The organism is Actinoplanes sp. NPDC021490, from assembly GCF_055562135.1.
This window is the reverse complement of record NZ_JBVHFW010000004.1, coordinates 21,193-43,383: the sequence shown is the minus strand read 5'-3', so window position 1 is coordinate 43,383 and position 22,191 is coordinate 21,193. Positions and strand designations below refer to the sequence as shown.

26 protein-coding genes and 2 pseudogenes are annotated in these 22,191 nt (G+C 71.9%); 14 read left to right on the top strand and 14 right to left on the bottom strand.

Translation table 11 applies throughout. The features are described 5' to 3' along the window. Positions 1–41 precede the first annotated feature (41 nt). Positions 42–605, top strand: coding sequence for a helix-turn-helix domain-containing protein (locus tag ACZ3I4_RS11960; RefSeq protein ID WP_465381897.1), 564 nt, complete (start codon positions 42–44; stop codon positions 603–605). On the opposite strand, the gene ACZ3I4_RS11955 is transcribed toward ACZ3I4_RS11960, so the two are convergent. Continuing rightward, on the bottom strand, positions 592–1,782 hold the full coding sequence (locus ACZ3I4_RS11955) for a reverse transcriptase family protein (protein ID WP_465381896.1): 1,191 nt from the start codon (positions 1,780–1,782) through the stop codon (positions 592–594). The two genes, ACZ3I4_RS11960 and ACZ3I4_RS11955, sit on opposite strands and share 14 nt — an antisense overlap. 328 nt (positions 1,783–2,110) lie before the next feature. Between ACZ3I4_RS11955 and ACZ3I4_RS11950 the strand changes: the two genes are divergently transcribed. Continuing rightward, the gene (locus ACZ3I4_RS11950) at positions 2,111–2,767 is read left to right on the top strand and encodes a flagellar brake protein (RefSeq protein WP_465381895.1); all 657 of its coding nucleotides are present in this window, start codon (positions 2,111–2,113) and stop codon (positions 2,765–2,767) included. Between the two features lie 4 nt (positions 2,768–2,771). On the opposite strand, the gene ACZ3I4_RS11945 is transcribed toward ACZ3I4_RS11950, so the two are convergent. After that, positions 2,772–3,488 carry an SDR family oxidoreductase gene (locus tag ACZ3I4_RS11945; RefSeq protein ID WP_465381894.1) on the bottom strand — a complete coding sequence of 239 codons (717 nt, stop codon included), beginning with the start codon at positions 3,486–3,488 and terminating at the stop codon, positions 2,772–2,774. A 92-nt stretch (positions 3,489–3,580) separates the two neighbouring features. Here ACZ3I4_RS11945 and ACZ3I4_RS11940 point away from each other — a divergent pair, with 92 nt between their 5' ends. Genes ACZ3I4_RS11940 through ACZ3I4_RS11930 form a run of 3 tightly spaced genes read left to right on the top strand, consistent with a single transcriptional unit; the run spans position 3,581 to position 5,708 of the window. Further along, entirely contained in the window at positions 3,581–4,414 is an 834-nt protein-coding gene (locus ACZ3I4_RS11940; protein WP_465381893.1) for a LysR family transcriptional regulator, read from the top strand. After that, a complete protein-coding gene (locus tag ACZ3I4_RS11935; protein WP_465381892.1) occupies positions 4,407–5,159 on the top strand; it encodes a class I SAM-dependent methyltransferase in 753 nt (250 codons plus the stop codon). Before ACZ3I4_RS11940 ends, ACZ3I4_RS11935 begins: the two co-directional genes overlap by 8 nt. A gap of 9 nt (positions 5,160–5,168) precedes the next feature. Beyond that, positions 5,169–5,708 carry a dihydrofolate reductase family protein gene (locus ACZ3I4_RS11930; RefSeq protein WP_465381891.1) on the top strand — a complete coding sequence of 180 codons (540 nt, stop codon included), beginning with the start codon at positions 5,169–5,171 and terminating at the stop codon, positions 5,706–5,708. Here the strand turns inward: ACZ3I4_RS11930 and ACZ3I4_RS11925 are convergent. From ACZ3I4_RS11925 to ACZ3I4_RS11915, 3 genes are read right to left on the bottom strand one after another with little or no spacing between them, the layout of a single operon-like run. After that, positions 5,696–6,793 carry an XdhC family protein gene (locus ACZ3I4_RS11925; protein WP_465381890.1) on the bottom strand — a complete coding sequence of 366 codons (1,098 nt, stop codon included), beginning with the start codon at positions 6,791–6,793 and terminating at the stop codon, positions 5,696–5,698. The two genes, ACZ3I4_RS11930 and ACZ3I4_RS11925, sit on opposite strands and share 13 nt — an antisense overlap. Beyond that, on the bottom strand, positions 6,786–7,364 hold the full coding sequence (locus tag ACZ3I4_RS11920) for a nucleotidyltransferase family protein (protein ID WP_465381889.1): 579 nt from the start codon (positions 7,362–7,364) through the stop codon (positions 6,786–6,788). The genes ACZ3I4_RS11925 and ACZ3I4_RS11920 overlap by 8 nt, the downstream gene beginning before the upstream one ends. Before the next feature lie 34 nt (positions 7,365–7,398). Then, the gene (locus ACZ3I4_RS11915) at positions 7,399–8,367 is read right to left on the bottom strand and encodes an NAD-dependent epimerase/dehydratase family protein (protein ID WP_465381888.1); all 969 of its coding nucleotides are present in this window, start codon (positions 8,365–8,367) and stop codon (positions 7,399–7,401) included. Between the two features lie 37 nt (positions 8,368–8,404). On the opposite strand from ACZ3I4_RS11915, the pseudogene ACZ3I4_RS11910 reads away from it, so the two are divergent. Continuing rightward, positions 8,405–8,581, top strand: a pseudogene (locus ACZ3I4_RS11910) (mycothiol transferase); the annotation flags it as partial. A 1-nt stretch (position 8,582) separates the two neighbouring features. On the opposite strand, the gene ACZ3I4_RS11905 reads toward ACZ3I4_RS11910, so the two are convergent. Further along, complete coding sequence (locus ACZ3I4_RS11905; RefSeq protein WP_465381887.1) at positions 8,583–9,038, bottom strand: hypothetical protein; 456 nt, start codon at positions 9,036–9,038, stop codon at positions 8,583–8,585. 215 nt (positions 9,039–9,253) lie between these two features. On the opposite strand from ACZ3I4_RS11905, the gene ACZ3I4_RS11900 reads away from it, so the two are divergent. Both ACZ3I4_RS11900 and ACZ3I4_RS11895 read left to right on the top strand, forming a co-directional pair. Then, entirely contained in the window at positions 9,254–10,324 is a 1,071-nt protein-coding gene (locus ACZ3I4_RS11900; RefSeq protein WP_465381886.1) for an RNA ligase RtcB family protein, read from the top strand. Next, the gene (locus tag ACZ3I4_RS11895) at positions 10,321–10,962 is read left to right on the top strand and encodes a peptide chain release factor-like protein (protein ID WP_465381885.1); all 642 of its coding nucleotides are present in this window, start codon (positions 10,321–10,323) and stop codon (positions 10,960–10,962) included. The genes ACZ3I4_RS11900 and ACZ3I4_RS11895 overlap by 4 nt, the downstream gene beginning before the upstream one ends. Here the strand turns inward: ACZ3I4_RS11895 and ACZ3I4_RS11890 are convergent. From ACZ3I4_RS11890 to ACZ3I4_RS11875, 4 genes are read right to left on the bottom strand one after another with little or no spacing between them, the layout of a single operon-like run. Next, complete coding sequence (locus ACZ3I4_RS11890) at positions 10,904–11,644, bottom strand: dienelactone hydrolase family protein (RefSeq protein ID WP_465381884.1); 741 nt, start codon at positions 11,642–11,644, stop codon at positions 10,904–10,906. The genes ACZ3I4_RS11895 and ACZ3I4_RS11890 overlap by 59 nt on opposite strands. 14 nt (positions 11,645–11,658) lie before the next feature. Continuing rightward, entirely contained in the window at positions 11,659–12,375 is a 717-nt protein-coding gene (locus ACZ3I4_RS11885; RefSeq protein ID WP_465381883.1) for an HAD family hydrolase, read from the bottom strand. Positions 12,376–12,384: 9 nt separating this feature from the next. Then, complete coding sequence (locus tag ACZ3I4_RS11880; RefSeq protein WP_465381882.1) at positions 12,385–13,266, bottom strand: GlxA family transcriptional regulator; 882 nt, start codon at positions 13,264–13,266, stop codon at positions 12,385–12,387. A gap of 7 nt (positions 13,267–13,273) precedes the next feature. Continuing rightward, positions 13,274–13,858 carry an isochorismatase family protein gene (locus ACZ3I4_RS11875; RefSeq protein WP_465381881.1) on the bottom strand — a complete coding sequence of 195 codons (585 nt, stop codon included), beginning with the start codon at positions 13,856–13,858 and terminating at the stop codon, positions 13,274–13,276. A 115-nt stretch (positions 13,859–13,973) separates the two neighbouring features. Between ACZ3I4_RS11875 and ACZ3I4_RS11870 the strand changes: the two genes are divergently transcribed. The 3 genes from ACZ3I4_RS11870 to ACZ3I4_RS11860 all read left to right on the top strand — a co-directional run bounded on the left by ACZ3I4_RS11870 (position 13,974) and on the right by ACZ3I4_RS11860 (position 16,459). Further along, positions 13,974–14,840 carry a S66 peptidase family protein gene (locus ACZ3I4_RS11870; protein ID WP_465381880.1) on the top strand — a complete coding sequence of 289 codons (867 nt, stop codon included), beginning with the start codon at positions 13,974–13,976 and terminating at the stop codon, positions 14,838–14,840. A gap of 69 nt (positions 14,841–14,909) precedes the next feature. Then, positions 14,910–15,251, top strand: a complete 342-nt coding sequence (locus ACZ3I4_RS11865) for a YciI family protein (RefSeq protein WP_465381879.1) — start codon at positions 14,910–14,912, stop codon at positions 15,249–15,251. Beyond that, positions 15,248–16,459, top strand: coding sequence for an RNA polymerase sigma factor (locus ACZ3I4_RS11860; protein ID WP_465381878.1), 1,212 nt, complete (start codon positions 15,248–15,250; stop codon positions 16,457–16,459). Before ACZ3I4_RS11865 ends, ACZ3I4_RS11860 begins: the two co-directional genes overlap by 4 nt. 5 nt (positions 16,460–16,464) lie before the next feature. Here the strand turns inward: ACZ3I4_RS11860 and ACZ3I4_RS11855 are convergent, their stop codons facing one another. Continuing rightward, on the bottom strand, positions 16,465–16,962 hold the full coding sequence (locus ACZ3I4_RS11855; protein ID WP_465381877.1) for a hypothetical protein: 498 nt from the start codon (positions 16,960–16,962) through the stop codon (positions 16,465–16,467). Between the two features lie 117 nt (positions 16,963–17,079). Here ACZ3I4_RS11855 and ACZ3I4_RS11850 point away from each other — a divergent pair, with 117 nt between their 5' ends. Together ACZ3I4_RS11850 and ACZ3I4_RS11845 are read left to right on the top strand one after the other, a co-directional pair. After that, positions 17,080–19,155, top strand: coding sequence for a M14 family zinc carboxypeptidase (locus tag ACZ3I4_RS11850; protein ID WP_465381876.1), 2,076 nt, complete (start codon positions 17,080–17,082; stop codon positions 19,153–19,155). A gap of 78 nt (positions 19,156–19,233) precedes the next feature. Continuing rightward, positions 19,234–19,425 (top strand): hypothetical protein, encoded by a 192-nt coding sequence (locus ACZ3I4_RS11845; RefSeq protein ID WP_465381875.1) that lies wholly within the window; start codon positions 19,234–19,236, stop codon positions 19,423–19,425. On the opposite strand, the gene ACZ3I4_RS11840 is transcribed toward ACZ3I4_RS11845, so the two are convergent. From ACZ3I4_RS11840 to ACZ3I4_RS11830, 3 genes are read right to left on the bottom strand one after another with little or no spacing between them, the layout of a single operon-like run. Continuing rightward, positions 19,422–20,348: a sugar kinase gene (locus tag ACZ3I4_RS11840; RefSeq protein ID WP_465381874.1), complete on the bottom strand. Its 927-nt coding sequence runs from the start codon at positions 20,346–20,348 to the stop codon at positions 19,422–19,424. The genes ACZ3I4_RS11845 and ACZ3I4_RS11840 overlap by 4 nt on opposite strands. Continuing rightward, positions 20,345–20,992: a bifunctional 4-hydroxy-2-oxoglutarate aldolase/2-dehydro-3-deoxy-phosphogluconate aldolase gene (locus ACZ3I4_RS11835; RefSeq protein ID WP_465381873.1), complete on the bottom strand. Its 648-nt coding sequence runs from the start codon at positions 20,990–20,992 to the stop codon at positions 20,345–20,347. Before ACZ3I4_RS11835 ends, ACZ3I4_RS11840 begins: the two co-directional genes overlap by 4 nt. Beyond that, positions 20,989–21,579 carry a hypothetical protein gene (locus tag ACZ3I4_RS11830; RefSeq protein ID WP_465381872.1) on the bottom strand — a complete coding sequence of 197 codons (591 nt, stop codon included), beginning with the start codon at positions 21,577–21,579 and terminating at the stop codon, positions 20,989–20,991. The genes ACZ3I4_RS11835 and ACZ3I4_RS11830 overlap by 4 nt, the downstream gene beginning before the upstream one ends. Positions 21,580–21,842: 263 nt before the next feature. Between ACZ3I4_RS11830 and ACZ3I4_RS11825 the strand changes: the two are divergent. Then, positions 21,843–22,064, top strand: a pseudogene (locus tag ACZ3I4_RS11825) (TetR/AcrR family transcriptional regulator); the annotation flags it as partial. Positions 22,065–22,191: the final 127 nt, after the last annotated feature.

The following is a 22,191-nucleotide window of genomic DNA, read 5'->3' as shown; positions in this document are numbered from 1 at the left end:
CCCGGGTTGCAAGAAACGTTGCCGATCCGCAAAATGCCTTCGTGACCGATGATGTGCTGGCCGGGGTGGGTCCGCGGTTGCGGGCGCTGCGCCGGGCCCGGGGCCTCTCGCTGGCCGTGCTGGCCGCCGAGACCGGGTTGACCACGAGCACGCTGTCGCGGCTCGAGACCGGAAAGTTGCGGCCGACGCTGGAGCAGTTGCTGCCGCTCGCCCGGGCCCATGACGTGCCGCTCGACGATCTCGTCGCCGCGCCGCCCACCGGTGATCCGCGTATCCATCTGCGGCCGGTCCGGCGTTCCGGCCTCACCGTGGTGCCGCTGACCCGGCGGGCCGGCGGCGTGCAGGCGTACAAGGTGATCTATCCACCGGCCGGCCGGTCCACCACGACACGACTGCAGACCCACGACGGGTACGAGTGGTTCTACGTGCTCGACGGCCGGATCCGCTTCGTCCTCGGCGACCGGGAGTACGAGCTGGGCCCGGGTGAGGCCGCCGAGTTCGACACCCGGACGCCGCACTGGCTCGGCAGCGCCGGCGCCCAGCCCGCCGAGCTGCTCACGCTGTTCGGCGCGCAGGGCGAACGCGCCCACCTCACCCCGCGCTGAGGGCCCGGCCGAGCAGGGCGTGCAGCTTGGCCGCGCGGGACGGGTGGTGGTGCGACATCCAGGCGACCCGGCCGGCCAGGTGGGCGGCGAAGTCGGCGTGGCCGTCGCGGTTGGCCTCGGCCAGGCCGTGGGTGGCCGCGTTGTGCAGGATCGCGCGCAGGCGGTCGTAATCCTCGCGGGGCACGGCCGGGCGGGTGTTGACGACCAGGCCGGTCAGCGACTGGCGCTGGGCCCGGGTGCGGATCCGCGTCTTGTGCGGGTGGATCCGGAAGCCTTCCTCGTACGCGATCCGGCCGGTCAGCTCGACCAGGCGCTCGACGTGGGCACCGCTCAGACGGCCCGAGAAGGCCAGGTCGTCGGCGTAGCGCCCGTAGGTCACGTCGAACCGGCCGGCCAGCCCGGTCAGTCGCCGGTCCAGCCGGTACGCGCACAGGTTGGCCAGGGCGGGCGAGGTGGGCGCGCCCTGCGGCAGGTGGGGCCGGCGCAGCAGGGCGGCCAGATGCGCGTCGGGTGCGGCGCGCAGGATCCGGGCCGGCGTACGGGTGGTGGTCAGCGCGGTCAGGGCGTGCGCGACCGGCTCGGGGTAGCCCATGCCCCGGAACAGGCCGTAGATCCGGGCCGCGGTGATGCTGGAGAAGAACGCCCGCAGGTCCAGGCGTACGAGCAGGTCGCGGCCGGCGTGCGTACGGGCGAAGGTGTGTGTGCTGCGGCCGGGAACGAAGCCGTGGACGCGCTCGTGGACGGGCACCGCGGCCAGGATCCGATCGAGCACCAGGCGTTGCAAGTCACGCAGGCGCGGTTTGGGCGCCTCGATCAGGCGGTGCGTCATCCAGGCGTACCGGTAGTGGCGCAGCCGCTCGTCAGTGGCGTGGCGGTTGATCTCGCGGCGGTCGGCGAACCAGTCGAGCGCGTCGCCGTCGAGGCTCAGGAACTCGGCCAGTTCGGCCAGATCGCCGATTCCGGGGGCGCCCCACCGCATCCGTACGACCCGGGTGGGCGCCACCAGCCGATGCCGGACGGCCGCCCAGCGGGGCAGCAGGCCGAGCGCCACCAGGAACCGGCGCAGCTCGCCCGGCCGGTCGGCGGGTATCCGCGGATAGGCCCGCAGCACCACCTTGACCAGCCGCCGCGCGCGGCGGCGGCGCAGCCCGGCCACCGAGCGTACGGTGGCCAGCATTTCCTGGGGTTGCCAGTTCGTCGTGAGGAACGCGTCGGCGACGGGGGCGGCAGCGTGCCCCGACGAATCCCGGTCGTGCCTGCGCCGAGCTGCGCGAAGCGCAGAGGCGCGCCGGCGATGCGCTGCGGTGGTCAAGCGAACTTCCCCGGGGTTGCCCCGGAGAGCCCTCGCCGCCGGGAACGACGGACGACGGCCAGCTCGGGACACGCTGCCATCGGGTCAGCATAGTGATCAGACGCCAGCGTCCCGTTTCGCAACCGGAACCCTAACGTTCCCGCACCCGCGGCCGATGAGCTTCCTCGACCGATCCCCCACCCGAGGTGTTCCCATGACTGTTGCCGTCTCCGCTGCCATCGAACTTCCCGCCGCCGGGACGCCGATGTTCCTCGTCCTCGGCGACGGGGTGAACTTCCGGTCGCGCCTCGAGTCGGTCGACGGCGATACCTTCACGGTCGCCGCGCCGCTCGAGACCGCCGGCCCCAGCGGGTTCACGCCGGGTCAGCAGTTCGACGTCTTCTGGGCCACGCCGCGTACCCGCATCGTGGTGCCGACCCGCCTGGTCGCGATCTCCGACGAGGCGCCGTTCCGCTGGCGGCTCGCCCCGACCGAGGCCCCGCGGCAGAGCAACCGCCGGGAGTACGTCCGCGGCGGGGGCGGCGCCGCGGTCCGGCTCATGACCGAGGGCGACGACGACGGCCACCGGATCGAGGGCGCCCTGCTGGACATCAGCGAGGGCGGCCTGCGCTGCTGGATCGACGAGCCGGCGGCCGTCGCCCCGGGCGACCGGATGCGCGCCACCGTCTCGCTCGGCGCGGCGGGCGAGGTCGAGGTGACCGGGACGATTCTGACCGTCCGGGAGGCTCCGCACGGCGACCCGGGTCAGCACATCGTGCTCACCTTCAGCAGCGGCGAGTCCCTGGCCCAGATGATCCGCCTGTACGTGATGTCGTGGGAGATCAGCGAGCGCCGGATGCGCCTTTCCTAGGCGTTCACCACGGGACTACTCCCTCGTCGTCGAAGAAGCCGCCGCGCGGTCCGTCGTCGGGCAGGGTGGCCAGCCGGATCGCGATGGCGGCGCCCTGCTCGGCGGTCCGCGGCGCCTGGAAACCGGTGAAGTCGGTGGCGACATAGCCGGGGCAGGCCGCGTTGACGATGACGTTGGTGCCGGCCAGCCGGCGCGCGTACTGGGTGGTGATGCTGTTGAGCATCGACTTCGACGGGGCGTACGCGGCCATGATCGGACCGGTCTGCAGCGTCAGCGAGCCCATGTTGCTCGACATGTTGACGATCCGCGGCGACTCGGCCCGGCGCAGCAGCGGGAGCATCGCGTTGGTCACCCGCACGACCCCGAAGACGTTCGTGTCGAGGACCGTGCGCACCACGTCGAGGTCGAGGGTCGTCGGGTCCTGGGCGTCGCCGTCGGTCCGCCCGGCGATGCCCGCGTTGTTGATCAGAACCTCCAGGCGTTCCCCCGTACGCTCGAGGACCGCCGCCGCCGCGGCGACGCTCTCGTCCGAGGTGACGTCGAGGGCCACCCCGAAGGCGTCGGCCCCCGCGGCCCGCAGCTTCCCGACGGCCTCGTCCCGCCGGGCGTCGTCCCGGGCCCCCACCGCGACCCGGAAGCCGAGCGCCCCGAGCCCCTGCGCGATGGCGAACCCGATGCCCTTGTTGGCGCCGGTGACCAGCGCGATCTTCGTGTCGTTCATGCGTCCCATGCTGGTCGTGCGCGCGTTCCGGGTCCAAGACCATCTGCGTACGCTGTGATACTCGCCGGGTATCACGACGTACGCTCGTCCGCGTGGATGATCTCGAGACCCGCGAGCTGCGGTATTTCGTCGCCGTCGCCGAGGAACTGCACTTCGGGCGGGCCGCCGTCCGGCTCGGGATCGCGCAGCCGCCGCTCTCCCGCGCGATCGGCCGGTTGGAGCGCCGACTCGGCGTCCGGTTGCTCGACCGGGACCGTCGCGGGGCCACGCTCACCGACGCCGGCCGGGTGCTGCTCAAGGAGGCCGGGGTGGCGCTCGACGCGGTCGCGGCGGCCGCGCGGCGCACCCGCCGGGCCGGGGCTCCCCGCGGGCCGCTGGTGCTGGTGACCAAGGCCGGGGCGTCCCACGAACTGCTGCAACGGCTCCTCGACGCGTACGCCGATCCGATCGAGGTCCTGCTGTGCGAGGTGGGTGAGCAGGCCGGGCGGCTGCGGGACGGGCAGGCCGACGTCGCCCTCATGCACCGGCCGTACGACGACCTGAACGGCTTCGCCACCGAGGACCTGCTGGTCGAGAGCCAGGTCGCGATCGTGCCGGCCGCGCACCCGCTGGCCTCCCGGGAGCGGGTCACGCTGGCCGAGGTGAGCCACGTGCCCGGCCTGCCGATCGCGCGGTGGCCCCGGCTCGACGGCACCTATCCGGACGGGCCCGGTCCCGAGGTGCACACGCAGTCACAGCTGGCCCAGCTGGTGGCGCTGGGCAAGACGCTGCTGGTGATCCCGGCGTCGGCCCGGGCCTGGCAGTGGCCGGAACACGTCGCGGTGCCGGTGACCGACGCGCCCGACGTCACCACCCTGCTGGCGTGGCCGCCGGGCAATCACTTCCCCGCGATCGATGCCCTCGTGCGGGCGGCCCGCCGTGCTTGACGCCGTGGTCGCCCACTTCGACCAGGTGGCGGAACGCTACGACGAGGTGCTGCCCTTCTTCTCCGGGTTCGCCGAGGTCACCGTGGCGAGGCTGGCGCCGGCTGCGGGCGTACGGGCGCTGGATCTGGCCGCCGGTCGCGGAGCCCTCACGGGTGCGCTGCTCGATCGGGGCGCGGCCGTCACCGCCGTCGACGCCGCACCCCGAATGGTCTCGCTGCTCAAGGCGGCCCGCCCCGGGGTGCCGGTGAGCGTCATGGACGGGGCCCGCCTCGCGCTGGCCGACGGGACCTTCGATCTGCTGGTGTGCGGCTTCGCGATCCACATCGTGACCGATCCCGAAGCCACGCTGCGGGAGGGTCTGCGGGTGACGAAACCCGGCGGACGGCTGGCTTTCACCGTGCCGGGGGCGGCCGGCGACCATCCCGATCCGCTGGTCGAGCTCTATGCCGAATACCGCGCCTATCAACAGGACGGCTCCGGCCGGCACGGGAACGACTTCGACTTCGAGGACGGCTTTCCCGGGCTGGAGGAACTGACGGCGATCGAATTGGAAATCGCGGTTCCCGTCCCGGACGGGGAGACCTACTGGCGGTGGAGCCGGTCCCACGGATCGGGACGGTTCATCGACAACCTGACGCCGTTCCGCCGGGCCGAGATGCACGCCCGCCTGCTCGAGCGCATGGTCGAGCAGCCCGGCTTCGTGCTACGCCGATCGGCGACGTTGTGGACCGGCCGCCGAGGGTAAGGACAGGCCATGCGAAGACTCGTGGTGACCGAGAACATCACCCTCGACGGGATCATCTCGCCGATCGGCGACTGGTTCGACCCGATGGCCGCGGACGAGGAACTGGCCGCGGTCAACGCGCAGAACGGCGCCGACTCCGACGGGCTCGTGCTGGGCCGGACGACGTACGAGGAATTCGCCGGTTTCTGGCCCGGTCACGGCAGCGAGATCTCGGCGTATCTCGACCAGGTGCCCAAATACGTGGTGTCGGCGAACCTCGAGAAGGCGGAATGGCAGAACACCACGATCCTGCGCGGCCCGATGGCCGACGAGATCGCGGCCCTGAAAGCCACCGAAGGCCACGACATCACCGTCACGGGAAGCACGACGCTCGTACGGTCACTGATTCCGACAGGTTTGGTGGACATCTTCCGGCTCTTCGTTCATCCGATCGTGCAGGGGCACGGCACGCGGCTGTTCGAGGACCATTCGCTGCGGCTGGAGCCCGTACGGACAATGACTTTCGGCTCGGGGGTGGTCATGCTGGAATACGCCCCCTATTCGGGGTGAATGCGCCCGGCGGTGGCGGCCAGTCGCGCCCCTGAGCCGCCCCAGCGCAGCGCGACGATCTCGGCCGCGATGCTGACCGCGGTCTCCTCCGGGGTACGCGCGCCCAGATCCAGCCCGACCGGCGAGGCGAGCCGGACCAGGTCCTCATCGGACAGTCCGGCCTCCTGCAGGCGCTTGTTGCGGTCGTCGTGCGTGCGGCGGGAACCCATCGCGCCCACGTACGCGACCGGCAGCCGCAGCGCGACCTCGAGCACCGGCACGTCGAACTTGGGGTCGTGGGTCAGCACGCACAGGACGGTTCGCTCGTCGATCCGTCCCGCCTCGACCTCGGCGGCGAGATAGCGGTGCGGCCAGTCGACGACGACCTGGTCGGCCGACGGGAAGCGGCGGGCGGTGGCGAACACCGGCCGCGCGTCGCAGACGGTCACGTGATAGCCCAGGAACGATCCGATGCGGGCGGTCGCGGCGGCGTGGTCGGTGGCGCCGAAGACCAGCATCCGGGCCGGCGGCGCGAACGAGGCCACCAGGACGGAAAGCCCCTCACCGCGGCGTTCCCCCGACGGTCCGTAGTGGAGCACGCCGGTGCGCCCCGCCGCCAGCAGCCCGCGCCCGTCGTCGGTGACGGCGTCGTCGACGCGGTCGCTGCCCAGCGTGCCGGCCCGCTCGTCCGGCGTGACCAGCAGATGGCGCGCGTCGTCGAGCCGGGTCAGCAACGCCACCGGCCGGGACGCCGTGATCGCGGCGGCCAGCTCGGACAGCTGCGGGAACGACTCCCGGTCGACCCGCTCGATCAGCAACTCGATGATGCCGCCGCAGGTCAGGCCCACCTCGAACGCGTCGTCGTCGCTGACGCCGTACCGGGCCGTGCGGGCCCGGCCGGTCTCGATCACCTCGCGGCACTGCTCGTAGACCGCACCCTCGACACACCCGCCGGAGACGCTGCCCACCACCTCGCCGTCCGGCCCGACGACCATGGCCGCGCCCGGCTGCCGGGGCGCGCTCGACCAGGTCGCCGTGACGGTCGCCAGCCCGACCGGCTCACCCGCCTCCCACCAGGCCAGCAGCCTGTCCAGCACGTCACGCATGAGGGTTCAGCTCCGGAAGGTCGAGGTCGAGGTCGTCGGCCACGTCGTCGACGGGCACGACACGTACGGGACGGGTCTTGAGGTAACCGCGCGCGCCTTGATCGCCGGTCGCGGACTCGATGACGCCCGCCCAGTGGTTTCTTCCGAGCAGCACCGGATGCCCGCGCCGGCCGTCGCCGTAACCGCCCATGACCAGCGCATCCGGAGACGCGTGGGCCATCACCCGCCGGACCGCTTCCGCGGTGATGCCCGGCATGTCCACCAGCACGATCACCGCCGCGTCGGCCCGCGTCGTCGTTTCCAGCTCCCGCAGGGCCGCCCGCAGTGACGACCCCATCCCGGTCGGCCACTCCGCGTTGATGACGGTGTGCGGCAAGTTCTTCGCGGCTTCGATCACTCGTTGCGCGTCGGCTCCGAGGACCACCACGTTGGGTGAGGTTCCCGCCTCACGCAGGGTTTCCGCGGCGCGATCGACCAGCAACTGCTCCGGGTACGGGATCAGGGCCTTGGGCATGCCGTATCGCCGCCCCGCCCCCGCGGCGAGCACCACTCCCGCCGTGATCCATGCCATGGGGCCGAGCGTACGACCTTTTCCCGGCGGCTCTCTAGAACTGCTGGCCGCCCACGTCGGCCTGGCCGTTGTCGACCATCCAGTGCAGGGAGCCGTGGAGAGCGTCCAGCGAGGAGTAGCGCGGGGCGTAGCCGAGCACCGTACGGGCCCGGTCGATGCTCGCCGCGATGCCGCGCTCGATGTGCTCGCGGGTCACCTCGGCGTGCTCCTTGCCCGCCCGCTCCTCGAACTCGGCCCAGTCGACCAGCTCGAGCTCGGGCCGCCGCCCGAACCACGCGGCCACGCCGGTGGCCAGCCCTCGCGACGTCATGGCCTGCTCGGCGACGACGTGAAAACTGGACCCGATGGCCGCCGGCCGGGTCAGCGCGCGCTCGAAGGCCTGCGCCACATCGTCGGCGTGCACGTGGTTGAGAACGCCCTGGCCCAGAGCGGGAAGGGCGACCGGCTCACCGACCGCCAGGCGCCGCCACACCTCCGGGTCCATGTTTCCGGCCGGGTTGATCGCCCGCCGCCCCGGACCGCTGATGTGCCCCGGATGCAGCACCACGCTGGGCACCCCACCGGCGATCGTCTCGCGGTGCAGCAACGCTTCGATAGCGGCCTTGCCGACGCCATAATCCCCGTACGGGGTGCGCGGCTCGTCCTCGGTCAGCGGCACCCGCAGCGCCGGCCCGTGCACCCAGATGCTGCCGCAGTGCAGAAGCAGCGGCCGGGCCGGTCGCAGCGCCTCGACAAGCTGCCGGGCCGAATCGGGCAAAAAACAGATCAGGTCAACCACGGCGTCGGGCCGCAACGCCGCGATCCGCTCGCCGAACGTGCCCGCGGCGTCCTCGGCCTTGCGGTCGGCGCTCACCCGCTCAACGGCCTGCCACTCGGGCCGCTCCTGATGCGGCCCCCGCTCCCCGCGGCTGACCGCCACCACCTCGTGCCCGGCCCGCACCAGCCGCGGCACCAGATAGCTGCCGGTGTGCCCGGTCGCCCCGATCACCACCACACGACTCATCCCAGCACCTCCCGTACAGACCCTATCCAGGCACGGTCGCCTCGTGGCCGAACGGGACGGGATCGAAGAAGTCGCCCTGCCCGTGCTGTTCGGAACCGAGAAGAAGTCATGCGACCTTAGATACGTCTATGTACACATGATCGAGGAGTACGCGCGGCACAACGGCCATGCCGACCTCATCCGAGAACTCGTCGACGGAGTAACCGGTAGCTGAATCACTTGCCGGCCGCCCAGGGCGTCAGCGGCTTCGAGGAGAAGCCGAAGTCGAGCTGCAAGCCAGCCATGCTCTCGGTCATGATGGCCTCCAAGGGCTCGCCGACCGGCTGCCTCGAACGAGGATCCTCGAACGAGAAGTTCGCCGCCGAATAACCCTCGCCCCGGCTCCAGCCGACGGCACCCTGGACCTCCGCTGCCGGCCCGCGAATTCCGATCAACTGGGCGATTTGCGGGGCCAAATGGTGTGCGGTGAATTGGTGCCCAGCGATTATCAGCAGGTCGCCCGCCACCGAGCAGTAGCGGCCGTCGATCGAGGCCGCCGGTGCTCTCGGATCGTCACGAAAAGTATCGGCGAAGTCAACAAAAGACATGTGAACCAGAACTCCGCACGCCACGACCATGGCGGTCATCACGCCCGTGAGCGCCAGCACAACTCGATGCGACGGCTTGGACACGAAGTCATGCTCGGGTCAGCTACGGCAGCAGCACAACGGTCTTCACCGGATCACCACAAGACCAGCACGAGCGACCCGCGACCGCGTAAATCGCTTGCTGTGCGGCGGTGGGTTCGGGAGCATCTCGGCATGACGTACTGACGGACTGAACTCAGCCTCTCTCGGCGCCTCGTTCGAGGTTTGTCCGCCGCTTCGTCGTCTTCGGAGTTCTTGTCTTGTCTGAGCAGGTTTCTGCCTCCGTTCGTGTCTTCTCCTCCCCGGGCAGCTGGATCGAGTCCGACGCTGTCGACCAATGTCACCGCGTGGCCGCGCTCGACGGCATGCGGCATGTCGCCGGGATGCCGGATCTGCATCCGGGCAAGGGCGCGCCGATCGGGGCGGCCATGTTGTCGTCGGTGCTCTATCCGTTTCTGGTGGGGTCGGACATCGGCTGCGGCATCGCCGTCTTTCCCGTCAAGCTCAAGCGGCCCAATCTCGAGCGGCTGGCCGCCCGCTTTCCCGACCTGGACCGTGGGCTGACTCCGGAGGATCCGGAGTGGCCGGACGACATCCCGGGCGGTTACGCCGAGAGCCTGGGCACGGTGGGTCGCGGCAACCATTTCGTCGAGCTGGCCCGGGTCGACGCGGTGATGCGGGACGGGGCTCTGCGCAAGGGTGACCTGGTGCTGATCGTGCACAGCGGCTCGCGTGGGCTGGGCGAGAGCATTCTGCGGGCGCACACCGAGGTGCACGGCGCGGGGCCGGCGGCCGATCCCGCGGCCTATCTTCAAGCCCACGACGACGCCGTACGGTGGGGGTCGCTGAACCGGCGCCTCATGGCCGAACGGGTCGCGCACGCGCTGGGAGCAGCGCCGGCCGAGCCGGTCGTCGACGAATGCCACAACTTCGTCGAGGTTCGCGACGGGCTCTATCTGCACCGCAAGGGGGCCGCGCGCGGTGACGGACGCGAGGTGCTGGTCGCGGGCACGCGGGGCACGCCGTCCTATCTGGTGGCGGGGCATGCGGGGGCGGAGGCCAACTTCTCGGTGGCGCACGGGGCCGGCCGCAAGATGTCGCGGTCCGACGCGCTGCGGCGCAACAAGGCCAAGCACACCGTGGCCGAGCTCCGGCGTACGGCGGTGGGGTCGTTGGTGGTCTGCGGCGACCGGCAGCTGCTGTTCGAGGAGGCGCCGACGGCCTACAAGCGCATCGAGCAGGTGGTCGGCGACCTGGTCGCGCACGAGCTGGCCACGCCCGTCGCGGTGACGGTTCCGCTGGTCACCTACAAGACGCGGGACCGCTCGTGAGCGTGCACCTGCTGATGTCGGCCGGGCGCGGGCCGCGGGAATGCGACTGGGCGCTGGCCGAGCTCGTACGGCGTCTCGAGGCGGAGGCGGCCGGGCGCGGACTCACGATCGGGAAGACAGAGATGCCACGGTCCGTGGTGGTGGAGATCGACGGGCCGGGGGCGGACGAGTTCGCGCGGGGCTGGACGGGCACGCTCTGCTGGCAGGCTCCCAGCCCGTTCCGTACGGGCATCGGCCGCAAGAACTGGTATGTCATCTCGCAGCCGTGCTCGCTGGAGAGTCCACGCACGACGTTCGACGAGGCGGACGTGGTCGTCGTCGCGATCCGCACCGGCGGCCCGGGCGGCCAGCACCGCAACAAGGCGAGCACGGCCGTCCGCGCCACCCACCGTCCTTCGGGGCTGGTCGTCGTGGTCGACACCGAGCGGCAGTTCGGGCTGAACCGCCGGATCGCGATGCGGCTGCTGCGGGAACGCCTCGAAGCGGGGGACGCGGCGGCCGAGCGGGCGGCGGTGACCGCCCGGTGGCGGGTGCACGACGAGCTCGTACGGGGAAATCCGGCCCGGGTGGAGAGGCCGGCTACGGAATCGAGCGCCCCTGGAAGAAGGACACGGCCTCGTCCAGCCCGCGGTCGGTGAGCTCGGGGTCGTAGCGGGGGCCGACGTCGCGCATGAACGCGTGCTCCCCGCCCGCGTAGACGTGCAGTTCGAGGTCTTCGTGACCGGCCTCGTAGAGCGCGGACAGGATCTGCACGCGCGCGGCCGCGGGCACGTGCGGGTCCCGCGACCCAAAAATGATCATCAGCCGGCCGGGGATGTCGGCCCCACGGGCCAGCGAGTCGGCGTTGTCGGCGCCGAGCGAGCCGTTGTGCAGGCCGGTCGGATAGAAGCAGACGGTCGAGGCCACGCGCTCGTCGAACGCGGCCCGGAAGGCCAGGTGCCCGCCCAGGCAGTAGCCCGCCGCGTGCACGGTGGTGACGTCGGAACGCCCGGCCAGATAGTCGAGGACGCTCGCGCGGTCCTCGTCGAACTCGGCGGTCGTCATCGACGCGGCCCCGGCCAGCCCGGCCTGCTTGCCCTCATCGTCGAATTCGAGCGCCACCCCGGCCAGCTCGCCCCGCGGATAGATCTCGGGCACGCACACGATCAGCCCGGCCGCGGCGAGCCGGCGGCACGTCCGCAGCGTCGACTCGGTCAGCTGGAAGATGTCGGAGTAGAGCAGTACCCCGGGCCGGTCACCGCCGCCGGCGGGGGTGAGCACCTTGGCCCGGATCGAATGGCCCGCACCGGGAATCCGTACGTCTTCCTCCTGCACCTTCATGGCCCCGAACCCTACTAAGAAGATCGCCCATCCCGGGGGCGACGCGCGGCGACGTCCAGCGCCGCGGTCAGGCCGGTCAGCGTGGTCAGCCGGTGGGGTTCGTCGTGCGGGCCGGTGTCGTGGCGATCGAGGTGGATCGCGTGCAGGCCGGCCGCGCGGGCGGGCAGCACGTCGAGGTCGTGGCGGTCGCCGACGCTGACGACCTGGCCCGGCGGGAGGCCGAGACGTTCGCAGGCCAGCCGGAACGCCTCGGGCGACGGCTTGGCCACGCCCAGGTCCTCGACCGTGAACAGCGGGCCGACCCGCCCGTCCAGCCCGGTCTTGACGAGTTTGGCGCGCTGCTGCTCGACGGTGCCGTTGGTCAGGACGGCGGTGGTCAGGCCCGCGGCCGTGAGGGCGGCCAGCGCGTCGTCCACATCGGGGAAACGGCGCCAGGAGGACTCGTACGCCCGCAGGTAGCCCTCGAAGATCTCGTCGAGCGTGCTTTCGGCGTACGAGACATGGATCTGCGGAAGGAAGTCCCGTAGCCGGCGGCGCCGCTGCTCGGCGAAGGTGACGCGGCGCTCGCGCCAGGCCACCAGGTGGCGCTCCTGGGCCTCGTTCCAGAGCGCGAGAGTGTGCGGGGTCGAGGCGACGCCGAGTTCGGGCAGCCACCGGTCGAGCGCCGCGCTCACGGCCCCGCGATGGTCGACGAGCGTGTCGTCGAGATCGAGCAGTACGCCGCGCAGCACCCGATGAGCTTAGGCACGGGCGCGCAGGCGGCGGAGCATGCGGGCGTCGCTGAAGCCGACCGCGCGGGCCGCGGCCTCGACCGTGGTGCCGTGGCCGATCAGGTATTCGGCCCGCTCCACGCGTAGTTGCTGCTGGTAGCGCAGCGGCGTGCGGCCCGTCGCGGTCTCGAAGAGGCGGGTCAGGGTGCGTTCGCTGACGCCCGCGCCGGAGGCCAGGTCGCCCAGTGGGAGCGCGTTCGTGAACTCGGCGTCGATTCGGTCCTGCACGCGGTGCACGACGTCGCTCAGGTGGCCGCGGTGGCGCAGCATGGCCGACGCCTGTTGCTCGTCGCCGTTGCGGCGGGCGTAGACGACCATCTCGCGGGCGACCCGGGCCGCCACCGCCGGGCCGTGCCGTTGCGCCACCAGATGCAGGGCGAGGTCGATGCCGCTGGCGATCCCGGCCGACGTCACCACCCGGCCGTCACTGACGAACAGCACATCCCGTACGACCGAGGCCCGCGGGAACTCGCGGGCCAGCCGGTCCTGCAGGTCGTGGTGGGTGGTGCAGCGCCGCCCGTCGAGCAACCCGGCCCGGGCCAGCGCCTCGGCGCCCGAGCAGACGCTGGCCACCGTGCCCCCGGCCGCGTGGTGGGCCGCTATGCGCCGCAGCATCGCCGGGCCGACCGGGTCGTAACCGTCGCGCCAGCCGGGCACCAGCACCAGGTCGTCGGCGGTCAGCGCGGGCCACTCGACCTCCGCCCGCAGCGTCACGCCCTGCCACGACGGCACGGACTCGGTCTCGGCCACGTAGTCGAGCCGGTAGCCGGGCGCGGTCGAGAACACCTGGGCCGGGCCGGCCAGGTCGAGCAGGTGCAGCCGCGGGGTCAGGACGAACACCACCCGCCGCACGATCCGGTCACTCCCCCAGATAGTCGTCCACGGTGCGCACGGCGGCGAACCGGCCGGCCAGCGCGTATTCGGTGCGGGACACCACGTCCGCGGCGGCCAGCGTACGCGGGTCGGCCAGCAGCTCCTCCACGCATCGCCCGTCCGGCGCGGTCCAGTGCGGGATCGGGAACGTGCCGGTGGCATCGGTGACGAAGGTGACCTCGTATCCGAAATCGGACGCGACCCGGGTCGTGGTCTCCACGCACTGTTCGGTGCGCAGGCCGCACGTGGTCACGGCGGTCACCCCGGCCGCGGTGAGGTACTGCTGCAGGTTGGTCGTGCTGAAGGCGTTGTGCGAGGTCTTGACGACGACGTGCTCGTCCGCGGCCGGCTTGAGCTCGTCGACGACGCGCACGTGGCCGCTCTCGGGGTCGAAGAGGTTGCCGGTGCCGGGCTCGGCGTGCAGCACCCACACGACCCGGTCGCCGGCGGCGCGGGCCGCCTCGACCAGCCGGCCCACGTTGGCGATCAGGGCGGGGTTGTCGAGGGTGCGCCAGAGCGGGCGCTGCCGGAACGATTCCTGGACGTCGATGACGAGAAGCGCTGTGGTCATACCCTCGAGCTTTCGCCTTTCGCCGGAGCCGGGAAAGGCACCATCGCGTCCCGAGGCGGAACGATCCGGTCGTACGCCCGAGGCGTCGGGGCGAAAGCGACGCGATAATGCGGACGTGCAGAGTGCATACGAGTATGTCGATGTCGTCCGGCCGCCGCGGCTGCGGCCCGGCGATCATGTGCGGGTGGTGACACCGACCGGAACGCCCGACCGGGCCGAGGTCGAGCGCACGGTCCAGTGGCTCGAGGACCAGGGCCTCGAGGTGTCGGTGGGCCCGCACGCGGTGGACGCGCTGGACGACGCCGACCGCATCCAGGACATCGACCGGGGCCTGCGCGACCTGTCGGTCAAGGCGATCGTCGCGGTCGGCGCCGGGACCGCGGCGCACCGGATCGCCGACGACCTCGACTTCACCACCGCGGCGCACCTGCCGACCCTGCTGGTCGGCTTCCGCGAGTGCACGATCCTGCACCTGGCCTTCTGGGAGCGGGCCGGGCTGGCCGGCGTCTACGGGCGGCCCGACCGGTCGTTCCTGCAGGCCGCCTTCGGCACCGAGCCGGTGGTGGTGCGCAGCGAACCCGACTCGCACACGGCCGGGCTGACCACCGGCGGGCGGGCGTCCGGGGTGCTGCTCGGCGGCGACCAGGAGCAGATCGCCACCGCGGCCGGGTGGGTGCTGCCCAGCCTGCACGGGGCGATCCTGTTGCTCGAGGCGTACGGGTTGCGGACCGAGCAGATCGACCGGCAGCTGACCATGCTGCTCCGCACGGGACGGCTCAAGGGGGTACGGGCCGTGGCGGTCGGTCGTTACACCGAGTGCGGGCCGGGCGATGTGCTCGGCGTGCTGCGTGACCGGCTGGCGCCACTGGGCGTACCGATCCTGGGTGGTCTGCCGATCGGTCAAGGGGCAATTCCGGTCGGCACGCCGGCCATGCTGGACGCGGACGCGGGGACGCTGACCATCGAGCCGGCGGTTTCCTGAAACTGTCGATTCCGGGGCCGTGCCGTTCGTCGGTGAGCTGAGATCGGCCCACGACGGAAGGAACTGATCATGGCGAAGTACACGCTGCTCATCTACGGCGACTCGGCCGAGTGGGAGGCGCTGACCGACGAGCAGCGCAGGGAGCACGACGCCGCGCACGCCGAGTTCCGCGCGGCGGCGGGCGACCGGGTGATCGGCGGGCAGGAGCTGGAGCCGGCGCCGACGGCCACCACGCTGCGCGGGTTCACCACCTCGGACGGGCCGTTCCTCGAGACCAAGGAGGCGCTGGGCGGGTTCTATCTGCTCGAGGCGGCCGACCTGGACGAGGTGCTGGCCCTGGCCAAGCTGCTGCCGGAGGTGCGGGCCGGGCACAGCGGGGTCGAGATCCGGCCGGTGGTCGAGCACGGATGACCTCGGTCGCCGACGCCCTGGCCGAGGCGCATCGCCGCGACTGGGCCCAGGTGCTGGCGACGACGGTGCAGGTCACGCGTGATCTGGACCGGGCCGAGGAGTGCACCCAGGACGCGTACGCGCAGGCTCTCGAGACGTGGGGCCGGACCGGGATTCCGGCCCGGCCCGGCGCCTGGCTCACCCGGGTCGCCCGGAACCGGGCGCTCGACCTGCTGCGCCGGGAGGCGGCGTTCCGGCGCCGCCTGCCCCTGCTGGTCGTCGAGGACGCGCCGGCCGCCGGGGACGACCGTCTGCGGCTGATCTTCACCTGTTGCCACCCGGCGCTGTCCCGCGACCATCAGGTGGCGCTGACCGCCCGGCTGGTCTGCGGCCTGTCGACGGCCGACGTGGCACGGGCCTTCCTGGTCTCCGAGCCGACGATGGCGGCCCGGCTGACCCGGGCCAAGAAGAAGATCGCCACGGCCCGGATCCCGTACCGGGTGCCGCCGCCGGACGCCCTGGCCGAGCGGCTCGAACCGGTGCTCGAGGTGGTGCACCTGCTCTTCACGACCGGTCACACGGCCCCCACCGGCCCGGCGCTGACCCGGGCCGACCTGACGGCGAGCGCCATCCGGCTGGCCCGCACGCTGCACCTGCTCATGCCCCGCTCGGCGCCGGTCACCGCGCTGCTGGCCCTGATGCTGGTGATCGACGCCCGCGCGGCGGCCCGGGTCGCTCCCGATGGCCGTCTGTTACTGCTCTCCGAGCAGGACCGCACGCTGTGGAATCGTGAGCTCATCACCGAGGGTGTGGCGCTGCTGACCGACTCGCTGCGCCGCCACCCGCCGTCCCGCTTCTCGGTCGAGGCCGCGATCGCCGCCGTGCACGCCGAGGCCACGACGTGGGAGCGGACCGACTGGTCGGAGATCGCCGGCCTCTACATGGTCCTGCTGCGCCTGACCGACAACTCGCCGGTGGTCGCCCTGAACCGGGCGGTGGCGATCGGCTTCCGGGACGGGCCGGCGGCGGGGCTGGCCGCCCTGGACCCGCTGACCGCCGAGCCCGCCCTGGCCACCTACCCCTATCTGGCCGCGGCCCGGGCCGACTTCCTGAGCCGGCTGGGCCGCGTCGCCGAGGCGGTCACCGCGTACGAGGAAGCCCTGGCCCTGACCGGGAACGAGACCGAGCGCGACTTCCTCACCGCAAAACTGCGGAGCCTCGGGCCGTAGCCGCGTCAGCCGGCCAGGAAAGCCGGGAGGCCGGCGGCCGGGGTGAGCAGGGTGACGGCCGAACCGTCGGTGAAGTCGAGGCGCAGGCGGCCGGCGGCCGGCCCGGTGGCCGACTTCACCTGGGTGCGCGGGCACTGCCAGCGCAGTTGGAGGGGCGCGAGGTCGTCGGGGGCCGGGCGGAACATGTCACGCCAGCCGGTGCGCTTGGCCAGCACCAGCAGGCGCCGGTCGGTGAGGGCCAGCACGCGCGGGTCGGTGACGATGCGGATGTGCTCGTCGAGGCCGACGGCCAGGCTGCTGGGCACGCCGTGGACGCCGCGCCGGTCGCCGGGGCGGTTGGGCACGGGCCGGCGGAACCGGAACGGCGACAGTTCGCCGCGGGTCGTCCCGGCCGTCGTACGCCCGTCGGCCCGGCTCACCCAGACGGCGACGCGAAAGCTCTCGCCGGGCTCCAGATGCTCGCGCACCCGGGCTTCCACCTGCGCGTCCTTGATGTCAGGCATGCGCGCACCTTACGCGAATCCCTTGACGGCACCCGGCGCGGCACCACCGCTCATTGACAATTGCCTATGCGCCCGATGGGGTGGGGAGCGACATCCTTCAATGAAGCAGGGGGTTCGATGTCGTCTCGTGCCCGATGGATGGCGGTCGCCGCCGTTCTCGCATTGATCGTTACGCCGGCGTCACTGCCGGCCCAGGCCGCGCCGGACGAGGCGCCGCTCGCTCTGGCCGCCGGGGAGGCCGCGCTCGTGCGGTTCCGCCTCCCCGACGAGGCCGCGCTGCAGCGGCTCGTCCGCGAGGGCGCCGACCTCGCCGCCCGGCCCCGCACCCAGGAGGGCGTGGTGCTGGCCGACCTGGTGGTCGACCAGGCGCAGCTCACCGCGTTGACCGGGCAGGGGGCCGTGCCGGTTCAGGTCATCCAGCGCTCGTCGGAGGCGCCGCGATCGCTCAACCGGGACCAGGCGCGGGTGGCGCAGGCCGACACGCTGCACTTCCTGCAGGCGTACTGGTGGACCACCGGCGGCCGGACGTTCCTGCAGACCCAGGTGGCCACGACCGCGACCGCCGACCCGGACGTGGAGATCACGGTCACCTGGCGTACGGCGGACGGCGCGACCGGCTCGTTCCCGCTGGTGCGGTTCGAGGACTCGGGCGAATACCAGTACCACTACACGTTGCCGCAGCCGCTGCCCGCCAAGCCCGTGCAGGTCACCGCCACCTCCAGCCTGGGCGGGACGTCGCGCGCGGTCACACCGGCGGCCTGGCCGGGTGCGACCCCGCCGGCCACGCCGAGCGGATACCAGAAGGACTTCATCGACGCGTACATGACGCCGGTCGACGTGCGGGCCCGGATCAAGCGGCTGGCCCGGCAGTACCCGGCGCTCGTCGACGTGATCAACCTGCCCGGCAAGACCCAGGGCTATCGGCGTACGGCGGTGGCGTATCTCGGGGATCCGGCCGCGGCCGCCGTCGTCGTCGAGTCGGTGCAGTTCGGTGATCAGGGGATGAACGGCGTCCAGGTGCGCACGGTCGACCCGGGCCTGCCCAACCGTCCGCTTTCCTCGACGTACCGGGACCGGGTCTTGACCTTGCGCCTGGCCACCGACGCCGGCGGCAAGGTGATCAGCACGACGGACGACGTCGCCGCTTTCATCTCAGCGCGCTATCCGCAACGGTTCCGCGCGTTCGTCGAGGAGGGCTCGGCCGGGATTCCGATGCCGGTGACAGGTCCCGTACGCCTCGACGACGGCCTCAAGGGCACCGAGGTCCCCCGCGGCCCGTGGACCGTGCAGGCGCTGCGCATCGGCAAGGTCCGCGACGGGTCGAAACCGGGCGTGCTGGCCTATTCGCAGGAACACGCGCGTGAGTGGGCCACTCCCCTGGTGACGCTGGAGTTCGCCGAGCGGCTGCTGGCCAACTACGCGACCGACCCGGGCACCCGTGAGCTGGTCGACGCCGTGGACGTATTCGTGATCCCGACGGTCAACCCGGACGGCGCCAACTACTCGTTCAACGACTTCAACTTCCAGCGCAAGAACCTGGTCAACCACTGCACGGGCCCCGCCCGCGACCCGCGCAACCGGGACTCGTGGGGCGTCGACCTCAACCGCAACTACACGGTCGGGTCGTACTTCGACGGGTATGTCGGCGCGAGCGCCAACTGCCTCTCCGGCACGTACGCGGGCACGGCCGAACTGTCCGAGGCCGAGAGCGGCAACGTGATCGCGCTGGCCAAGGCCCACCCGAACATCGGGCTGGCCATGAACGTGCACAGCTACGGCGGGTACTTCATGTGGCCGCCCGGCGCGTACCGGGCCGACGGGCGGGTCACGCTGCCGCGGCCGTCGATCGACGAGTCGAAGTTCTTCCTCGACAGCGCGCGGCGGATCGTCGGCGCGATCTCGTCCGAGCGGGGCACGGTGACCTGGCCGTCCTACACCGGGCCGGTGGCCGACGTGCTCTATTCGGCGGCGGGCAACTCGGCCGACCAGCTTTACTACGATCTGGGCATCGACGCCTGGGACTTCGAGGTGGGCAACGACCGGTGGAACGACGCCACCCAGCAGTGGGAGGGTGTCGGGTTCCAGCCGCCGTTCGACGAGGCGCACGGCGAGTCGCAGGAGTACGCGGGCGGGCTGGTCGAGCTCGTCCGGGTGGCCAAGGACAAGGCGGACGCCCCGGATTCCCGGGAGTAACCGCTCACATCCGTTTGGGGCCGTGCCGATAGTTGGGGTACAAATTATTGGCACGGCAACGAACGGGAGGGCACTGACATGAAGGTCCGCCAGTGGTTCCACGAGACGTTCGACGACTGGTGGTTCCGGTCGCTGATCGGCCCGGCCCAGACCAAGGGCGCCGTTCAGGGCTGCGACGAGGGTGCCCGCGAGCAGTGGAAGCGCGACCTCGAAAACCGCAAGCGTTACACCCGTGAGCAGCGCGAACGCAAGCGTCAGGCCAAGCTCTAGCGGCGCACGTCCTCGCCGCTCAGCGCCGACAGCTCGTCCCGCGTCGGGGCGCCCTCGCAGTCGCCGGGCACGGTCACCGCGAACGCGCCGGTGGCGATGGCCGTGGTCAGCCGGTCCTCCGGCGCCGCCCCGGCCAGCCGGTCGGCCAGATAGCCGGCCACGAACGCGTCCCCGGCGCCGACCGGGTCGACAACCGTCACGGCGAGCGCCGGCTTGTGGAGGCGGACGCCCTCGATCAGGGCCGTGCACCCCCGGCCGCCGTCCTTGACGATCACCTCGGCCGGTCCCAGCTTGGCCAGCTCGGCCGCCACGTCGCCCTCGTCGACGAACAGGGCCGCCTCCTCGGGCGAGGCGAAGACGATGTCGGCCCGCGAGACCAGGTCACGCAGGACGGGTGCCGCGTCGAACCGGCTCCACAGCTTGGCCCGGAAGTTCACGTCGACCGACACGGCGACCCCGGCCGCGCGAGCGGTCTCGATCGACTGGAACACGGCGGCCCGGGCCGTCTCGCTCAAGGCCGGCGTGATGCCCGTGACGTGCACGATCGACGCGTCCCGCACCTCGTGGGGCGGGATGTCGGCCGGGGACAGCCGCGAGCCCGCGCTGCCCGCCCGGTGATAGTCGACCTGGGCGAACTCCCCGGAACGCCGGTGCCGCACCATGAGACCGGTGAACGACTCGTCGGTGACGGCCAGGGTGCGTACGCCGGCCGAGGCGATCCTCGACGCGATCAGCGCGCCCGTCGCGTCGGCGCCGACCCGGCCCAGCCACGTCGCCTCGCCGCCCAGCCGGGCCACGCCGATCGCCACGTTGCTCTCGGCGCCGCCGATGCCGAACGAGAAGCTCTTGGCGTGACCGAGCGGGCCGATGCCGTCCGCGGCGACCAGGCCCATGGTCTCGCCGAAGGTGAGCAGGCCGGTCACGAGCGTGCGAACTTGACCGCGCTGACCGCGTGGCGGGCGCGGTTGGCCAGGGCGGTCAGGCTGCCCCCGGTGACGGCGTCGCCGATGAGCGGGCCGCCCAGACCAACCGCGCGGGCCCCGGCGAACAGCCAGTCCGCGATGTCCTCGATCTTGACGCCGCCGGTCGGCATGACGTTGATCTGCGGCAGCGGGCCGCGCACGTTGCGCAGCCACTCGAAGCCGAGCCCGGCCGCCGGGAACACCTTGACCAGCGGGGCGCCGGCGACGTGGGCCGCGTACATCTCGGTCGGGGTGCAGGTGCCGGGATAGAACGGCAGCGCGGAGCCGCGTACGAGATCGGCGTCGAGCACCGGCGACACCAGGAACTCGGCGCCGGCGTCGGCCGCGGCCTTGGCATCGTCGGCGGTGAGCACGGTTCCCGCGCCGATCGCCACCGAGGCGGGCAGTTGCCGGCGCAGACCGGCCAGCGCGTCGAGGGCGCCCCGCGAGGTGAGCGTCACCTCCAGCGCGGTGATGCCGTTGCCGGCCAGCACTTCGGCGACGGCGGCGAAATAGTCGGCTGTGGGAGCCCGCAGGACCGCGACGATCCCACTGTTGACCACGGCGGCGGACACGGCGTCGAGGGGAACGCTCTCATCGGTCACACCTTGCGATCCTGCCCGATCTCGGCCAAACCCTCCAGAGGCGCGGAGCGTGCGGGGCGTCTCAACAGGCCGCGGGCCCGGCCGTTCGCCGCCGGCGGAGCGGGTGGATTGGCATCGATGCCCAGTTCGTCCCGGATGGCCGCCTCGAACTGCTGCAGGACCAGCGGGACCTGGGTCAGCAGCTCACGGAAGTGGATCTCGGGCTGCACCCCGATCACGGCGGCCGGGTTCATCTCGCCGTGCAACTTCTGCAACAGAACGTGCACGGCCAGGGCGGCGCTGCGCACCGGGCCTGAGGCGAGCAACCGCACCTGCATGAGGGCCGGGCCGACCTCGTCCATGTAGACGAGCGCGGGCACCGGCTTCTCCCCCGCGTCGAACGCCGCCCGCAGGCGGAACGTGTCGCGCTCGAAGACGGCGAGCAGGGCCACGTACGCCGCCTTGCGCTCCTCGTACCACCTCCGGGTGCGCCGGCGGCGGCTCAGCAGATAGTCGTTGCGGGCGGACAGAAGCTGCACAGCGGCCGCTCCGGCCAGGGCGAACAGCGCTGCGATGAGGGGCAGCCCCCACCACGGGACGTTAGACACGCGCTAACGGTAGCGAGGCCGCGCCCGGTGGTCGCGGCATGCCGTCCGATCGTGGCCGGGCGGCGACCAAAGCTGACCTATCCGGCCATCCGGGACAGCACAGCGTCGATGGCGCGTGACGCTTCGTCGAACTACGCCCCGGCGGCGGCCTCGATGGCTGCCTTGAAGTCGGGGGTGGCTCCGATCTGAGCGAGCAGCACATTCGCCGCGTTGTAGCAGTTGAAGCTATCGATTTTCCGTCACGGAGATACCAGAGATCCGCCGTGGGCACGTCGATACGGTTACCGGTCGGGCGGATTTCGCCGATCGGAGTCGGGAACCCGCCGAGATGCGGCCCCCGCAAGTTCCTCGAGAGTGATGTCGTCAGCAGCGCCAGTGAGGTGTTCGCCGTGCATGGCCTGGCCGCCGCGACGCTGGACGACCTGGTGCGGGCGACCGGCTTGGGGAAGCAGAGCTTGTACAACGCTTTCGGCGGAAAGCGGGAATTGTTCCTGCGGGCACTCTCCGAGGATCGCTGCTCGGCCGCGCCGGTGTCGGTCGCGGCGTTCTCACCGCGGTCGCACTCGACGCGCTGCGCGTGCTCCACGGTCAGCGGCCGGAAGAGACCGGCGC

Excerpts from the sequence above, each read along its gene's own strand:
- ACZ3I4_RS11955 (WP_465381896.1), bottom strand. The coding sequence starts at position 1,782 with ATGCTGGCCACCGTACGCTCGGTGGCCGGGCTGCGCCGCCGCCGCGCG.
- ACZ3I4_RS11950 (WP_465381895.1), top strand. The coding sequence starts at position 2,111 with ATGACTGTTGCCGTCTCCGCTGCCATCGAACTTCCCGCCGCCGGGACG.
- ACZ3I4_RS11945 (WP_465381894.1), bottom strand. The coding sequence starts at position 3,488 with ATGAACGACACGAAGATCGCGCTGGTCACCGGCGCCAACAAGGGCATC.
- ACZ3I4_RS11930 (WP_465381891.1), top strand. The coding sequence starts at position 5,169 with ATGCGAAGACTCGTGGTGACCGAGAACATCACCCTCGACGGGATCATC.
- ACZ3I4_RS11925 (WP_465381890.1), bottom strand. The coding sequence starts at position 6,793 with ATGCGTGACGTGCTGGACAGGCTGCTGGCCTGGTGGGAGGCGGGTGAG.
- ACZ3I4_RS11920 (WP_465381889.1), bottom strand. The coding sequence starts at position 7,364 with ATGGCATGGATCACGGCGGGAGTGGTGCTCGCCGCGGGGGCGGGGCGG.
- ACZ3I4_RS11915 (WP_465381888.1), bottom strand. The coding sequence starts at position 8,367 with ATGAGTCGTGTGGTGGTGATCGGGGCGACCGGGCACACCGGCAGCTAT.
- ACZ3I4_RS11890 (WP_465381884.1), bottom strand. The coding sequence starts at position 11,644 with ATGAAGGTGCAGGAGGAAGACGTACGGATTCCCGGTGCGGGCCATTCG.
- ACZ3I4_RS11875 (WP_465381881.1), bottom strand. The coding sequence starts at position 13,858 with ATGACCACAGCGCTTCTCGTCATCGACGTCCAGGAATCGTTCCGGCAG.
- ACZ3I4_RS11865 (WP_465381879.1), top strand. The coding sequence starts at position 14,910 with ATGGCGAAGTACACGCTGCTCATCTACGGCGACTCGGCCGAGTGGGAG.
- ACZ3I4_RS11860 (WP_465381878.1), top strand. The coding sequence starts at position 15,248 with ATGACCTCGGTCGCCGACGCCCTGGCCGAGGCGCATCGCCGCGACTGG.
- ACZ3I4_RS11855 (WP_465381877.1), bottom strand. The coding sequence starts at position 16,962 with ATGCCTGACATCAAGGACGCGCAGGTGGAAGCCCGGGTGCGCGAGCAT.
- ACZ3I4_RS11850 (WP_465381876.1), top strand. The coding sequence starts at position 17,080 with ATGTCGTCTCGTGCCCGATGGATGGCGGTCGCCGCCGTTCTCGCATTG.
- ACZ3I4_RS11845 (WP_465381875.1), top strand. The coding sequence starts at position 19,234 with ATGAAGGTCCGCCAGTGGTTCCACGAGACGTTCGACGACTGGTGGTTC.